This is a genomic window from Terrabacter sp. NPDC000476 (assembly GCF_040300125.1).
GTDB lineage: Bacteria > Actinomycetota > Actinomycetes > Actinomycetales > Dermatophilaceae > Terrabacter.
The window spans coordinates 21,252-36,210 of sequence record NZ_JBEPDF010000004.1; the positions used below are offsets into that span (position 1 = coordinate 21,252).

General features: G+C 72.8%; 12 protein-coding genes. 5 read left to right on the top strand and 7 right to left on the bottom strand.

Annotation, left to right across the window (positions count from 1 at the left end; genetic code table 11):
• The first annotated feature begins 77 nt into the window (after positions 1 to 77).
• The 3 genes from ABT295_RS18985 to ABT295_RS18995 are packed head-to-tail and all read left to right on the top strand — an operon-like array spanning position 78 to position 4,100.
• Positions 78 to 1,256, top strand: coding sequence for an acyl-CoA dehydrogenase family protein (locus tag ABT295_RS18985; RefSeq protein WP_352395974.1), 1,179 nt, complete (start codon positions 78 to 80; stop codon positions 1,254 to 1,256).
• Positions 1,253 to 2,839: an acyl-CoA carboxylase subunit beta gene (locus tag ABT295_RS18990; protein ID WP_352395975.1), complete on the top strand. Its 1,587-nt coding sequence runs from the start codon at positions 1,253 to 1,255 to the stop codon at positions 2,837 to 2,839. The genes ABT295_RS18985 and ABT295_RS18990 overlap by 4 nt, the downstream gene beginning before the upstream one ends.
• Complete coding sequence (locus ABT295_RS18995) at positions 2,793 to 4,100, top strand: hypothetical protein (RefSeq protein ID WP_352395976.1); 1,308 nt, start codon at positions 2,793 to 2,795, stop codon at positions 4,098 to 4,100. Before ABT295_RS18990 ends, ABT295_RS18995 begins: the two co-directional genes overlap by 47 nt.
• Here the strand turns inward: ABT295_RS18995 and ABT295_RS19000 are convergent.
• From ABT295_RS19000 to ABT295_RS19030, 7 genes are all read right to left on the bottom strand, one after another.
• Entirely contained in the window at positions 4,091 to 4,756 is a 666-nt protein-coding gene (locus tag ABT295_RS19000) for a Maf family protein (RefSeq protein WP_352395977.1), read from the bottom strand. The two genes, ABT295_RS18995 and ABT295_RS19000, sit on opposite strands and share 10 nt — an antisense overlap.
• An 85-nt stretch (positions 4,757 to 4,841) precedes the next feature.
• Entirely contained in the window at positions 4,842 to 7,292 is a 2,451-nt protein-coding gene (locus tag ABT295_RS19005; protein ID WP_352395978.1) for a carboxypeptidase regulatory-like domain-containing protein, read from the bottom strand.
• Positions 7,293 to 7,401: 109 nt separating this feature from the next.
• Positions 7,402 to 9,099, bottom strand: a complete 1,698-nt coding sequence (locus tag ABT295_RS19010) for a DUF885 domain-containing protein (protein ID WP_352395979.1) — start codon at positions 9,097 to 9,099, stop codon at positions 7,402 to 7,404.
• A gap of 54 nt (positions 9,100 to 9,153) precedes the next feature.
• On the bottom strand, positions 9,154 to 10,278 hold the full coding sequence (locus ABT295_RS19015) for a PASTA domain-containing protein (protein WP_352395980.1): 1,125 nt from the start codon (positions 10,276 to 10,278) through the stop codon (positions 9,154 to 9,156).
• The gene (locus ABT295_RS19020) at positions 10,275 to 10,877 is read right to left on the bottom strand and encodes a protein kinase domain-containing protein (RefSeq protein ID WP_352395981.1); all 603 of its coding nucleotides are present in this window, start codon (positions 10,875 to 10,877) and stop codon (positions 10,275 to 10,277) included. Before ABT295_RS19020 ends, ABT295_RS19015 begins: the two co-directional genes overlap by 4 nt.
• Before the next feature lie 73 nt (positions 10,878 to 10,950).
• Positions 10,951 to 11,172, bottom strand: a complete 222-nt coding sequence (locus ABT295_RS19025; protein ID WP_352395982.1) for an acyl-CoA carboxylase subunit epsilon — start codon at positions 11,170 to 11,172, stop codon at positions 10,951 to 10,953.
• On the bottom strand, positions 11,169 to 12,809 hold the full coding sequence (locus ABT295_RS19030; RefSeq protein WP_352395983.1) for an acyl-CoA carboxylase subunit beta: 1,641 nt from the start codon (positions 12,807 to 12,809) through the stop codon (positions 11,169 to 11,171). The genes ABT295_RS19025 and ABT295_RS19030 overlap by 4 nt, the downstream gene beginning before the upstream one ends.
• Before the next feature lie 24 nt (positions 12,810 to 12,833).
• Between ABT295_RS19030 and ABT295_RS19035 the strand changes: the two genes are divergently transcribed.
• Both ABT295_RS19035 and ABT295_RS19040 read left to right on the top strand, forming a co-directional pair.
• Positions 12,834 to 13,772, top strand: coding sequence for a biotin--[acetyl-CoA-carboxylase] ligase (locus ABT295_RS19035; RefSeq protein ID WP_352395984.1), 939 nt, complete (start codon positions 12,834 to 12,836; stop codon positions 13,770 to 13,772).
• Positions 13,773 to 13,779: 7 nt separating this feature from the next.
• On the top strand, positions 13,780 to 14,940 hold the full coding sequence (locus ABT295_RS19040) for an adenylate/guanylate cyclase domain-containing protein (protein WP_352395985.1): 1,161 nt from the start codon (positions 13,780 to 13,782) through the stop codon (positions 14,938 to 14,940).
• Positions 14,941 to 14,959 lie beyond the last annotated feature (19 nt).

Genomic DNA, 14,959 nt, shown 5'->3' on the forward strand with positions numbered 1-14,959 from the left:
GTGCTTTACGTTGACGTCAACGTCAAGCACGCGTCACGAGCGCGTGATGGCGTCCGACCTTCTCCAGGAGAACAGCGATGTTCGAGCTCAGCCAGGACCACGAGGACTTCCGCATGGTCGTCCGCGACTTCGCCGAGAAGGAGGTCGCACCGCACATCGCCAAGTGGGACGCCGCCTCGTACTTCCCCACCGACCTCGTGCCCAAGATGGGCGACCTCGGCCTCTTCGGCCTCGTCGTGCCGGAGGAGTACGGAGGCGCCGGTGACGCCGGCGACTTCACGAGCCTCTGCGTGGCCATCGAGGAGCTCGGCCGCGTCGACCAGTCGATCGGGATCACGCTGTCGGCGGGGGTCGGTCTCGGCATCAACCCGATCCTCACGTACGGCACGGAGGAGCAGAAGCAGCGCTTCCTGCCCGACCTCGTGGCCGGCCGCGCCCTTGCCGGCTTCGGCCTCACCGAGCCCGAGGCGGGCTCGGACGCCGGCGCGACGCGCACCAGGGCCGTGCGCGACGGCGACGAGTGGGTCGTCAGCGGTGCCAAGTCGTTCATCACCAACTCGGGCACCGACATCACCTCGGTCGTCACCGTGACGGCCCGCACCGGCACGAACGCCGACGGTTCGGCGCAGATCTCGGCCGTCATGGTCCCCTCGGGCACGCCCGGCTTCGTCGTCGAGCCGGCGTACCACAAGCTCGGCTGGCACGTCTCCGACACCCACGGCCTCACCTTCGAGGGCTGCCGCGTGCCGGCCGACCACCTCCTCGGCGAGGAGGACCAGGGCTTCAAGCAGTTCCTCAAGACCCTCGACGACGGCCGCATCGCCATCTCGGCGCTCGCCGTCGGCTGCGCACAGGCCTGCCTCGAGCTCGCCACCGACTACGCGAAGACGCGCATCGCGTTCGGGCGCCCCATCGGCGTCAACCAGGGCGTCTCCTTCCAGCTCGCGGACCTCGCCGTCATGGTCGAGGGTGCGCGCCTGCTCACGTACAAGGCCGCGTGGCTCAAGGACGAGCTGCACGCCGGTCGGCGTTCGGTCAAGGAGGTCAAGCAGGCGGCCGCCATCGCCAAGCTGCACTCGACGGAGGCCGCCGTCACCGCGACGCGCATCGCGACCCAGGTCTTCGGTGGCAACGGCTTCATGGAGGAGTACCCCGTGGCCCGCTTCTACCGGGACGCGAAGATCCTCGAGATCGGCGAGGGCACCTCCGAGGTGCAGCGCATGCTCATCGCCCGGGGACTGGGCCTGCCGGCATGAGCGCCGAGACGAATGCCGGGATGGACGACGCGACGAACCCGCACGCCGACCCGCGCGTCGCCGACGTCCGTGCCCGCCTCGGGGCCGCGCACGCCGCGTCCGCCAGCGCGCCCGAGAAGGCGCAGGCCAAGCTCGACGCCCAGGGCAAGATCTACGTCCGCGACCGCATCGCGCTCCTCTTCGACGAGGGCAGCTTCGTCGAGGACGGCCGCTACGCGAACGCGCTCGCGGCCGGGCTGCCGGCCGACGGCGTCGTGACCGGGCGGGGGACCGTCGACGGCCGTCCCGCGATCGTCATCGCCAACGACCCGACGGTCAAGGCCGGCTCGTGGGGCGCCCGAACGGTGGAGAAGATCGTGCGGGCGACCGAGATGGCGCTGCGCGAGGAGCTGCCGGTCTTCTGGTTCGTCGACTCGGCGGGGGCCCGGATCACCGACCAGGTCGAGATGTTCCCGGGCCGCCGTGGCGCGGGCCGCATCTTCCACAACCAGGTCGCCCTCTCGGGCAAGGTGCCGCAGATCTGCTGCCTGTTCGGGCCGAGCGCCGCGGGTGGGGCCTACATCCCCAGCTTCTGCGACCTCATCATCATGGTCGAGGGCAACGCCTCGATGTACCTCGGCAGTCCCCGGATGGCCGAGATGGTCGTCGGCGAGAAGGTGTCGCTCGAGGAGATGGGCGGTGCCCGCATGCACTGCACCGTCTCGGGAGTCGGTGACCTCCTCGCCCACGACGACGCCGAGGCCATCGAGCTCGCCAAGCTCTACTTCTCCTACGTGCCCGGCAGCTGGCGCGACCAGCCCCCGACCTACGAGGCGGAGGCACCGGCCGTGCCGCTGACGCGCGAGACGGTGCCCGAGCGGGAGTCGGTGCCCTTCGACATCCACGACGTCATCGAGGGGCTCGTCGACGAGGACTCCTTCTTCGAGCTCAAGCCGCTCTGGGCCGGTGAGCTCGTCATCGGCTTCGGCCGTCTCGACGGCCACAGCGTCGGCATCGTCGCCAACAACTCCATGGTCAAGGGCGGCGTGCTCTTCACCGACAGCGCCGACAAGGCCGCCCGCTTCATCTGGCTGTGCGACGCCTTCGGCATCCCGCTCGTCTACCTCGCCGACGTGCCGGGCTTCATGATCGGCTCGGAGGTCGAGCGCGGCGGCATCATCCGGCACGGCGCCAAGATGGTCAGCGCGGTGTCGTCGGCCACCGTGCCGCAGTTCTGCGTCGTCGTCCGCAAGGCCTACGGCGCGGGCCTCTACGCCATGGGGGGACCGGGCTTCGGGCCCGACGCGACGATCGCGCTGCCGACCGCCCGGATCGCCGTGATGGGTCCCGAGGCCGCGGTGAACGCGGTCTACGCGAACAAGATCGCCGAGATCTCGGACCCGCAGGAGCAGGCGGAGTTCGTCGCCGCCCGCCGCCGCGAGTACGAGGAGGACGTCGACATCGAACGGCTCGCCGCCGACCTCGTGCTCGACTCCGTCATCGAGGCGGATGAGCTGCGCTCGGACCTCGTGCACCGTCTGGCTTATGCTTCCCGGCGTGACCGTCACTTCAGCGAGCGCCGACGCTCCGTCCCGCCGGTCTGAGCCGCGTCTCGGTCACCGCCTCGAGCACCCCGACCGGGAGCTGGAGGCGCGCACCCCCTTCTGGCGGCGTTTCCCCGTCTGGTTCCCGTTCGCGGTCTACGCCGTGTCGCGGCTCGTCGTCTGGGTGGCCGCGACGTACCTGTCGCGCTTCCAGATCCCGCTGCCGATCGGCACGGCGAACATCCGCATCTTCTACCCGACGCCCGCCGACCCCGGCTACCTCGCCGTCATGACCGGCTGGGACGGGCAGTGGTATCGCGTCATCGCCGAGCAGGGCTACCCGGCGGTGCTGCCCCGGGTCGGCTGGGGCGGCATCGACATGAACCCGTGGGCGTTCTTCCCGGTGTTCCCGATGTCGGTCGGCCTGATCATGACGGTCACCGGCCTGCCCTTCGCGCTCGTCGCGCCGCTGCTCTCGACCGCCATCGGGTTCGCGGCCATGCACCTGCTCTTCAAGCTCGTCGACCAGGCCGTCGGGCGGTGGGAGGCCATCGTCGCCGTCGTCGCGACGTGCTTCTTCATCGCCTCGCCGGCCTTCTCCGCGTCCTACACCGAGTCGACCGCCTTGCTCGGGGTCGTCACCGTGCTCTGGTTGCTGCGCGGTCGGCGCTACGTCTGGGTGGCCGTCGCGCTGCTCGTGCTCTCGCTGAGCCGCAACGTCGTCATCGCCATGGTGCCGGTCATCATCGCCCACGCGGTCGTGCGTTGGCGCCAGGGCGACGAGGGCACGCACCCGACCCGGTTCCGGATCGGGATGGCGGCGCTCGCGGCCTACGCGGGGGCGTTGACCTGGCTCTGGCCGACGATCGTCTCGATCGCGACCGACACGCCCAACGCCTACAACGACACGATGCTCGCCTGGAACATCGAGACGAAGATCAAGCTCTACCTCTGGTGGAACCTGCTCAACGACTACGGCGGCGTGCTCGCCCAGGTCGCCGGGGTGCTCGGCGTCGCCGCCTTCGCGTGGTTCATGCTCTCGAAGCACTCGTGGCGCTGGGGCCCGGAGATCTGGGGCTGGGCGGGGGCGTACCCGGCATACATCATCCTCGTGACGAGCACGACGCCGAGCCGCGTGCGCTACGCGCTGCTCGCCTTCCCGATGACGCTCGTCATCGCGTGGTTCCTCAAGCTGCGCTGGTGGGCGCGCTACCGCTACTGGGCGCTGGTCGCGATCGTCGTCGTCGGCGCCGCGCTGATGTGGTGGTGGACCGAGCACTACCTCGTCATCGAGAACCTCACCGACGACCTCTACCCCTGACCGACCCCGCCGACGACGTCGAACCAGCCGATGCCGGCGTCGGCGAGCAGCTCACGCAGCAGCGGCAGCGAGAGGCCGACGACGTTGTGGTGGTCGCCCTCGACCGCCGTGACGAACGCACCACCGAGGCCGTCGATGGTGAAGGCGCCGGCCACGGCGAGGGGCTCACCCGTCGCGACGTAGGCGTCGACCTCCTCGTCCGACAGGTCGGCGAAGTGGACGGTCGTCGACGCCGTCGCGCCGAGCGTCGCGCCGCCGTCGCCACGATCGTCGACGAGCCAGTGACCGGTGTGCAGCACGCCCGAGCGGCCGCGCATCCGGCGCCAGCGTCGGGTCGCCTCGGCCGCGTCGGCCGGTTTGCCGTGCACCTCGCCGTCGAGCTCGAGCACCGAGTCGCAGCCGAGCACCACGCCGCCCTGGTCGACGTGGGCGGCGACGTCCTCGGCCTTGGCCCGGGCCAGCAGCAGCGCGACGTCGGCCGGCTGGAGAACACCGTAGCGCTCGGTGGCCTCGGCCACGGCGAGGTCCTCGTCGACGCCGCTCACGACGACGACGGGCTCGATGCCCGCCGACCGCAGGGTCGCGAGGCGGGCGGGCGAGGCGGAGGCGAGGACGAGCGGGACGGAGGGCGCGTCGGGGACGGTGCTCGGCGGCATACGGCCATCGTAGGCGGGGCCCGGGGACGCGGAACGGCGCCGCCCCGGGTGGGAGCGGCGCCGTCGTGCGGACCAGGGCGCGGGTTCAGCCGATGGCGGTCGTCTGCGCGGAGTAGACCGACCTGGTGAGGTAGCCGCTGCGCGCGCCGGTGACGCGCACCTTGATGAGCTTGCCCTTGTCGTAGGTCGTCAGCTTGTACGACTTGGCGGTCGCGCCCGAGATGGCCGCGCCCGAGCGGTACCACTGGTAGGTCACCGTCGAGGGCGCCGGGCTCCACGTGCCGGGCAGGGCGGTGAGCGTGGATCCGACGAGCTTGGTGCCCGAGATCGTCGGGGTCGGCGCCGTGAAGGAGCCGAGGACGGCGGTCGTCGCCGCCGACGTCTTCGCGGCGGACGTGTAGCCCGACTTCGTGCCGGTGACCCTGACCGTGATGGTCTTGGTCTGGTCGCTCGTCGTGAGCTTGTAGGTGCTCGCGGTAGCGCCGGCGATCGCGGCGCCCGAGCGGTACCACTGGTAGGCCAGCGTGACCGGAGTCGGGCCCCACGTGCCGGGGACGGCGGTCAGGGTGTAGCCGACGGCCTTGGTGCCGCTGATCGTGGGCGTCGGGGCGGTGAGGACGCCGGCGGCGACGGCCGCGGTGGCGGCCGACGTCTTCGACGTGCTCGCGTAGGTCGACCGCGAGCCGGTGACCCGGACCGTCATCGTCTTGCCGAGGTCGGCTGCCGCCAGGACGTACGTCGAGCGGGTGGCGCCGGAGACGGCGACGCCCGAGCGGTACCACTGGTAGGCCAGCGTGACCGGCGCGGGGCTCCACGTGCCGGCGGCGGCGGTGAGGGTGGACCCCACGCGGGCGGTGCCCGTGACCGTGGGGACGGGCCCTGAGACCGTGCCGGCGACCACGACCGGACCGGCTGCCGCGACCTGGAGCGTGGCGTTGTTCAGGTATGCCGTCATCCGCAGGCTCGTCGTCTTGCCGAGCATGGCGCTCGTCAGGGTGAGCGGCGCGATGGCGCCCCAGTCCGTGTCGCGCTCGACGCCGCCGACGACCCACGTGTAGCTGGGCGACCAGTCACCGCTCGGGGTGATCGCGCCGTGGGAGGCGCTGAGGGTGCTGCCGACGACGCCGGTGCCCGAGACCTTGAGCGGGCTGGACAGGGTGGCACCGTTCGTCTGGACGAAGACCGCGTTGGAGTAGGCCTTGGCGGTGCGGTAGCCGGAGAGCGAGCCCGTCACCCGTGCCGTCACGTACTTCCCGACGAGGTCGCTCGTCAGGGTGAAGGTGCGTCCCGTGGCTCCCGGGATCGCCACGAGGTCGGTGCCGGCGGCGTTGGGCTTGAGCCACTCGTACGACAGCGCCACGCCGCTCGGGCCCCACGTGCCGGGGTCGACGGTGAGGGTGCTGCCGACCGCCGAGTTGCCGCTGACGAACGGGTCACGAACGGTGAGGCCCTTGCCGGCGACCGGCAGCACCATCGTCAGCGACCGCTTGCTGGGGGTCGAGAAGGTGAGGTCGGTCGCGGTCTCGAGGGTGGCCGCGCCGTTCCAGCACTGGTCCTGGTAGCGGGTTGCGGGCGTCCAGTCCTGGTACCAGGTGTCGAAGACGCAGACCCGGTACCTCTTGCCGAGCTCGGTGTGCTCGGAGAACGTGCCGTCGGGGCCGGTGAGGAGCGGGCCGTACTGCCGTCCGAGCCAGTCCTTCTCCACGGGCCGGTACTCGTAGAGGTTCCAGTTGATGTTCTGCAGCGGCTTGCCCGCGGAGTCGGTGACCTTGACGACGACGCCGGTCCAGGGGTCGAGCACGAACTTGACGCCGGTGACGGCGGTGCCGGCGGGCACCGACCAGTCGACGTAGTCAGGGGTGCTGGCCGTGCCGTTCCACCACTCGTCCTCGTAGAGCTGCTGGCCCGAGGTGTCCCGTGCGCCGAGGTTGCTCGGTCCCGCCTCGACGCCGGTCAGGGTGAAGGCGCCCGCGGCGTTCGGGACGACCGTGACGGACTGGCCACCGCTGGAGGGGGTGACGCTCACCTCGGCGGCCGTGACCGGCTTCCCTGCGGTGTCGGTCACCGTGCCCGAGATGGTCGAGCGCCGGTCGAGACGGATGTTGGCGACGGCGGCCGTCGTGCCCGCCGTCACGGGGACGGCGTCGTCGAAGGAGCCCTTGTCCGCGTACCACTCGACGCCCCACTCGTCGCCGCAGTCCATGAAGTCGTAGCAGCCGGCCTGGATGCGGTAGGGCCCGGGGGAGGAGAACGTGCCAGAGTACGTGCCGTCGGGGTTCACCGTCACGGTGCCGACGTCGTCGTAGTTGTCGTCGTAGAACGACACGGCGGCGTCGACGCCGACGACCGTCCTGTCCGCCGCCAGTCCGGTGATGCGGCCGGTGATCGTGTAGGTGGCCGCGCTCGCGGCCGGGGCCGTGAGCGGGAGCAGGCCGAGGGTGACGGCGGCGGTGGCGAGCAGGCTCAGGGCACGGCGCGCTCCTCGGCGCGACCTCGTCCCCTGAGCCCGGCCGACCGCAGGGCGGTGGCTGAGCACGATTTCTCCCGAAGGGTCCGGCGCCAGCCGGTGGTCGGTGGCGTCCGGGGCCAACGCTAGTGCCCCGGACGCCACCGGTGGGCGCTATGCCGGATTTGCACCCGTCGGTCTAGATCTCCTCGAGGATGGCGGCGCGCAGCGTGTCGAGGCCGACGCCGCCGATGTCGAGCGCGCGGCGGTGGAACGCCTTGAGGTCGAAGCCGTCGCCCTCGCGACGCTTCACCTCGTCGCGCAGCTGCAGCCACAGCCGCTCGCCGATCTTGTAGCTCGGGGCCTGGCCCGGCCAGCCGAGGTAGCGGTTGAGCTCGAAGCGCAGCACCTTCTCGTCCATGAACCCGTAGCGGGTCAGGTAGGTCCAGGCCTTCTCGTAGTCCCACGCGCCGCCGCCGACCTCCTCCGGGGCGTCGAAGCCGCAGTGCACGCCGATGTCGATGACGACGCGGGCGGCGCGGAGCGACTGTCCCGCAAGCCAACCCATGCGGTTGCCCGGGTCGTCCATGTAGCCGAGCTCGGCCATGAGCCGCTCGGCGTAGAGCGCCCAGCCCTCGCCGTGGCCGGAGGTCCAGGCCTCGAGCCGGCGCCAGCGGTTGAGCAGCTCGGAGCGGTAGACCGTCTGGGCGACCTGGAGGTGGTGGCCCGGGACGCCCTCGTGGTAGACGGTCGACAGCTCGTTCCAGGTGCGGAACTCGGTGTTGCCCTTCGGCACCGACCACCACATCCGGCCCGGACGGCTGAAGTCGTCGGACGGGCCCGTGTAGTAGATGCCGCCCGTCTGCGTCGGGGCGATCATGCACTCGATGCGCTGCACCGGCCCGGGGATGTCGAAGTGCACGTCCTTGAGGTCGGCGATGACCTCGTCGGCGCGCTCCTGCATCCAGGCCTTGAGGGCGTCGGTGCCGTGCAGCTGGTAGCGCTCGTCGGCGTCGAGGATCTCGACGCCCCGCTGCACGCTCGCGCCGGCCTCCAGGCCCTCGGCGATCTGCGACATCTGGGCGTGCAGGTCGGCGACCTCCTGCTGCCCCCAGCGGTAGGTCTCCTCGAGGTCGACGGCCGCGCCGAGGAAGTAGCGCGACTCGAGGCGGTAGCGCTCGATGCCGCAGGCGTCCGCCTCCGGGGCGTGCGGCAGCAGCTCGCGCTCGAGCCAGTCGGCCATCTCGCCGTATGCCGTGGCCGCCGTCCGCGCGGCCGCAGCCAGCGCCTCCCCGACCTCACCGGAGAGCGGGGCGTCGCCCACGGTCGCGTTCGCGACGAGGTTGGCGAAGTAGCCGTCGTCGGCGACGAGCTCGCGGGACTGCTCGGCGCACGCCTCGACCTGGCGGCGGGGCGACACCTGGCCGCGGTCGCGGGCCAGCAGGAGCGACTCCCGGTAGCCCTCGAGCGCCGCCGGGATCTTGCCCATGCGGGTGGCGAACGTGCGCCACTGCTCCTCGGTCTGCTGCGGCATGAGGTCGAAGACGTCGCGCACCGCCTGCAGCGGCGACGCGAGGACGTTGAGCGACATCTCGTCGAGGCCCGCGGCGTAGCGGTCCTCGGACAGCTGGAGGCGCTCGGTCATCGCGTCGACGGTGACGCGGTCGACGTCGTCGCTCGGGGTCGCGCCAGCGAGGGCCGCGAGCGTGCGACGCCGCAGCTCCGACGCGGCGGCGTTGCCGGCGGGCGAGAGGTCGTCGAGGTCCTCCTCACCGCCGGGCACGCCGAGGAAGGTCGCGTTGATCGGGCTGAGGGCGACGGCGGCCTCGAAGTGGGACTCCGCGATGCGGTCGACATCGGTCTGGGGGCGCGTGGTGGGCGCGGTGGTGTCAGTCACCCGCCGAACGTATCCCACGGCCCGCCCGCGGTGGCCAGTCGATTTCCGGGGTCGTCACGGACCGGGGGATGGGTCCGCGCTCCGCTGGCCTGACGAGGTGAGCAGCACCATCTGCCCCGCGCGCACGGCGGCCCCGGGCCCGGGATAGGTGGCCAGCACGGTGCCCCGGGGGCTCCCGGACGCCACGAGCGAGGTGATGGCGGTGATGCCTCGACCCTCGAGGCCGCGCGCCAGCACCGCGCCGGGTGCTCCGACCACCCAGGCCGGCACGCGCCAGCCGCCTCCGCCGTCCCGGCCGTCGCCGGTCCCGCGACTCGTGACGGTGACCACGGTCGAGCCCGGCGGCACGGTGCTGCCCGATCGCGGGTAGAGCGAGAGCACCCGGCCGCGGGGCGCGCTCGAGCGGACCCCGACGCGTCGTTCCCGCAGGCCGAGGTCGCGCAGCACCTGACCGACGGCGTCGGCGGAGGAGCCGACGAGCTCGCGCGGCACCGGCACCGCGGCGCCCGGGTCGGCGGGCGACGCGCTCGGGCCCGGGTCGAGCGGCTCCGCGTGCTGCGTGGGTGCCTCGGTCGGTTCGCCGGTCGGTTCGCCGGTGGGCCGGCCGGTCGGGGCAGGCGTCGGGACGGGTGCCGGCGGCGCGCCCGTGCCCGGGAGGGCCGAGGCCACCGGCCGGGTGGCGCCGGGGAGCACGACGAGGGCGACGACGAGCGCGACGACGAGGGCGACCACCGCGCCGGCGGTGGCGAGCACGGCCGGCCGCGGCCGACGCAGCGCGCCCGAGCCGAGCGTGCGGCGTGGGGCGCGGTGACGCCCGGCGACGGGGAGCGTGACCGCGGTGACGTCGGGGCGCGAGACGTCGGGGCGCGAGACGTCGGGGCGCGTGGCTGCCGGGTGCTCGATGCCGACCGCCACCGCTGCCGCACCCGCACGGCGCACCGCGCGCGCCATCTCCCGGGCGTCGCGGAAGCGGTCGGCCGGGTCCTTCGCGGTGGCGCGCAGCACGACCTCGTCGAGGGCCGGCGACAGGCCGGGCAGCCGCTCGCTCGGGGGCGGCACCGACTCCTCGAGGTGGCGCAGGGCCACCACCACGGGGGTGTCGCCCTCGAACGGCACGACACCGGTCAGCATCTGGTGGAGCAGGATGCCCAGCGCGTAGAGGTCGGAGGCCGGCGTCACGGCCTCGCCGCGCACCTGCTCCGGGAGAGGTAGGCGGCCGTGCCGAGCACGGCGCCCGCATCGGTCAGGGTCGCGAGGCCACGCACCCGGGCGATGCCGAAGTCGGTGACCTTGACGCGGCCCTCGGCCGTGAGCATGACGTTGCCGGGCTTGACGTCGCGGTGCACGACGCCCGCGTCGTGCGCGGCGGCGAGCGCCGCGCAGACCTGCGCGGTGACGTCGACCGCCTCGGCCACGCCGAGGCGGCCCTTGTCGCGCAGCACCCGGGCGAGGTCGGGCCCGGGCACGTGCTCCATGACGAGGAAGTGGGTGCCCGGCCCGTCGTCGTCGTGGCCGTCGTCACAGCTCTCGACGCCGTAGTCGTAGACCTGCGCGACGGCCGGGTGGTCGAGTCGCGCGGCGGTCAGCGCCTCCCGGCGGAAGCGCTCGACGGCCTCGGGGTCGTCGGCGAACCGCGGGCCCAGCACCTTGACGGCCACCGGTCGGGCGAGCCGCTCGTCGGTGGCGAGGTGCACCTCACCCATGCCGCCGACGGCGATCCGCTCGCGCAGCAGGTAGCGCTGCGCGAGTCGCACGACGGGGCTCGGGGGGACGGACACGGCGTACGACGTTAGGGGAGTCGGCGGCATACGGCCAATGCGCAGCACGCGTCGGGCGTCCGGAACCCCCCGGTCAGCGCGGCAGGCCGCTGGCGCGCCACCCGCCCGAGCGGCCCGGTCCGAGCAGGCGCCACGACGGGTCGGACCACGCCGAGGTGCGGTGCTCGGGCGCACCCTCCGGCTCGCCCCCGAGGGCGGAGAGCACGGCGACGAGCGCCGCCACCTCCTCGGCGGTGGCGGCACCGGTCACGCGGATCGAGGGCGGGGCGTCCTCCGGGGTCGGCTGCGCGCTCACAGCGGGATGTTCCCGTGCTTCTTGGGCGGCAGCGTCTCGCGCTTGTTGCGCAGCGCGCGCAGCGCCCGCGTGACGTTCATCCGCGTGTTCGAGGGGCTGATCACCGTGTCGACGTAGCCGCGCTCGGCCGCGATGTAGGGGTTGGCGAGCGTCTCCTCGTAGTGCGCGACGAGCTCGGCGCGGCGCGCGTCGACGTCGCCGCCGGAGTCGGCGACCTGCGCGAGCTCCTTGCGGTAGAGGATGTTGACGGCGCCCTGCGCGCCCATCACGGCGATCTGCCCGGTCGGCCACGACAGGTTGATGTCGGCCCCGAGGTGCTTGCTGCCCATGACGTCGTACGCGCCGCCGTAGGCCTTGCGGGTGATGACGGTGATCTTCGGGACGGTCGCCTCGGCGTACGCGTAGATGAGCTTCGCGCCGCGGCGGATGATGCCGTCCCACTCCTGCCCGGTGCCGGGCAGGAAGCCCGGCACGTCGACGAGGGTCAGCACCGGCACGTTGAAGCAGTCGCAGGTGCGCACGAACCGGGCGGCCTTCTCGGACGCGTCGATGTCGAGGCAGCCGGCCAGCTGGGTCGGCTGGTTGGCGACGACGCCGACCGACATGCCGTCGACGCGCGCGAAGCCGGTGATGATGTTCGGCGCGAAGAGGGGCTGCACCTCGAGGAACTCGCCGTCGTCGACGACGTGCTCGATGACGTGCTTCATGTCGTAGGGCACGTTCGGCGAGTCCGGGATGCACGTGTCGAGCCACAGGTCGTCGTCGGTGACGGTGAGGTCGCCGTCCTGGTCGCCGTAGGCCGGCGGCGTCTCGAGGTTGTTGCTCGGCAGGTAGGAGAGCAGCGCCTTGACGTAGTCGATGGCGTCCTGCTCGTCGGTGCCCATGTAGTGCGCGACGCCCGACTTGCTGTTGTGGGTCTGCGCGCCACCCAGCTCCTCGAAGCCGACGTCCTCGCCCGTCACGGTCTTGATGACGTCGGGACCCGTGATGAACATGTGCGAGGTCTGGTCGACCATGACGGTGAAGTCGGTGATGGCGGGGGAGTAGACGGCGCCGCCCGCGCACGGCCCCATGACGAGGGAGATCTGCGGCACGACGCCCGAGGCGCGCACGTTGCGGAAGAAGATCTCGCCGTAGAGCCCGAGCGAGACGACGCCCTCCTGGATGCGGGCGCCACCCGAGTCGTTGAGCCCGATGACGGGGCAGCCGATCTTCATGGCGAAGTCCATGACCTTGACGATCTTCTCGCCGAAGACCTCGCCGAGGGAGCCGCCGAAGACGGTGAAGTCCTGGGCGAAGACGGCGACCTGGCGGCCGTCGACCATGCCGTAGCCGGTGACGACGCCGTCGCCGTACGGGCGGTTCCTCTCCTGCCCGAAGTTGTTGCTGCGGTGCCGGGCGTACTTGTCCATCTCGATGAACGTGCCCTCGTCGAGCAGCATCTCGATGCGCTCGCGGGCGGTCTTCTTGCCGCGCGCGTGCTGCTTCTCGACGGCCCGCTCGGACCCCGCGTTGGCCACCTCCGCGACCCGCCGCTTGAGGTCCGCGAGCTTGCCCGCGGTCGTCGTGAGGTCGGGTCCGGCGCTCTCGGCCGGCGGGCTGGACGACTGCTGCGCCACGGCGTTCTCGGTTGCCATGCTCGGCACTCTAGCCTTGTGGACGTGCGCGATTCGCTCGACTCGGAGACTGTCGGTGCGGCCTTGGTCACGTCCGACCGGCCGTGGCGCGGGGTCGAGTTCCACCCTGCCCTCGGCTCGACCAACACGCGGCTGCGTGACCTCCTCACCGGGGCCGCGACGCCGACGGGGCCGTATGCCGTCGGCGCGGCCGAGCGGGCCGCCGACGGTCCCGCCGGTGGTGCCGCAGGTGGTGCCGCAGGTGGTGCGCCCGGCCTCTGGTGGGTCGTCCTCACCGACCACCAGACCGGCGGTCGTGGGCGCCTCGGCCGGGCCTGGACGGTGCCCGACCGCGCCTCGCTCGCCGTCAGCGCCGCCGTGCCCGTCACGGACGCGGCCCACGTCGGCTGGATGCCGCTGCTCGCCGGTCTCGCCCTCACCCGCGCGGTGCGCGAGGTGACGCGCGCCGCGGGCCACGAGCTCACGGCGCGGCTCAAGTGGCCCAACGACGTGCTCCTCGCCGACGACGGCGACCGCAAGCTGAGCGGCATCCTCTGCGAGCTCGTGACGACCGGCGCCGGCACCTCCCGCCCCGCGCAGGTAGTCGTCGTCGGCACCGGCGTCAACGTCGACCAGACGCGCGCGGAGCTGCCCGTGCCGACTGCCACGTCGCTCGCCCTGGCCGGGGCGGACGTGCGCCGCGAGGAGCTCGTCGTCGCCTACCTCGACCACCTCGCCGCCCTCCTCGCCCCCGCGCTGTCGGCCGACGCCGACCTCGCGCCCGCGCGCGACGCGTACCGCGCGGCCTGCGCGACGATCGGGGCGCAGGTGCAGGTCCACCTGCCCCAGGGCGGGCTCGTGTCGGGCACCGCGGTAACCGTCGACGACCACGGCTCGCTCGTCGTGCGCACGCCGGGCGGCAGCCGCACCTTCGCGGCGGGCGACGTCGTCCACGTGCGGCCGCCCGGAGCCGGGCTGGCATGATCGGCGCATGACCGAGCCGGGCAGCACGGGCAGCACGGGCGCCGAGCCCGGCGGCGCGCGACCGAGCGAGGACTTCACCGAGCAGCTGCTCGGGCGCCCGCTCGAGCTGCGCCGCCGCGACGTCAGCCGTGCGGCCGAGGTCTCGCTCCTGTCGGCGCGCAAGTTCTGGCACGCCCTCGGCTTCCCCGTCGTCGACACCGACGACGAGCTCTTCACCGAGGCCGACCAGAAGGCGCTCGCGGCCGTCGCCGGCATCGTGCGCGACGGCCTGCTCGACGAGACGACCGCCCTGGCCATGACCCGGGCGTTCGCCCGCTCGGCCGACCGCCTAGCAGGGTGGCAGTCGCAGCTCATCGCCGAGGCCGTCGAGACGCACATGAGCGCCGCGCTCGCCGACGAGGGCGACGACGACGCGCACGAGTCGCGCTCGGTGCCCGGCATCGAGACCGCGGCCGAGACCGCCCGCCGGCTCGCGGTGCTCACCGACCGGCTCGAGCCCCTCCTCGTCTACGCCTGGCGCCGGCACCTGTCGGCGACGGTGGCGCGCATGCTCGCCGACGCCGACCCGGAGTCGTACGGCCTGACGAAGATGCGTTCGGTGGGCTTCGCCGACCTCGTCAACTTCACCGCCCTCGTGCGGCGGTTGTCGGAGCGCGACCTGGCTCGGCTCGTGTCGCGCTTCGAGGCGCTGTCGGCCGACGTCATCACGGCGCACGGCGGCCGCCTCATCAAGACGGTGGGCGACGAGGTGCTCTTCACGACCGTCGGGGCCGCGCCCGCCGCCGCCATCGCCCTCGACCTCGTCGAGACGATGACGCACGACGACGTGCTGCCGGACGTGCGCTGCGGCATGGCCCGCGGCCCGATCATCTCCCGCCTCGGCGACGTCTTCGGCACGACGGTCAACCGGGCCTCCCGGCTCACCGCCGTCGCGGGGGCCGGCACCGTGCTCGTCGACGCGACGATGGCGCGCGAGCTCGCGAGCCTCTCCGGCTTCGAGCTGACCGGGCAGCGCCGTCGCATCCTGCGCGGCGTCGGCCCCGTGACCCCGTCGCTGCTGCGCCGCGCGACCTCGGCCGCGCGGCGCTCCGTCACCCAGCAGCCGGCCCGACCCACCACCCCCGACCCGAGCCCGACCCACCAGCCGCCTCGCCACCGCGACGCGTGAGCCCCGAAGGAGCCGTCCG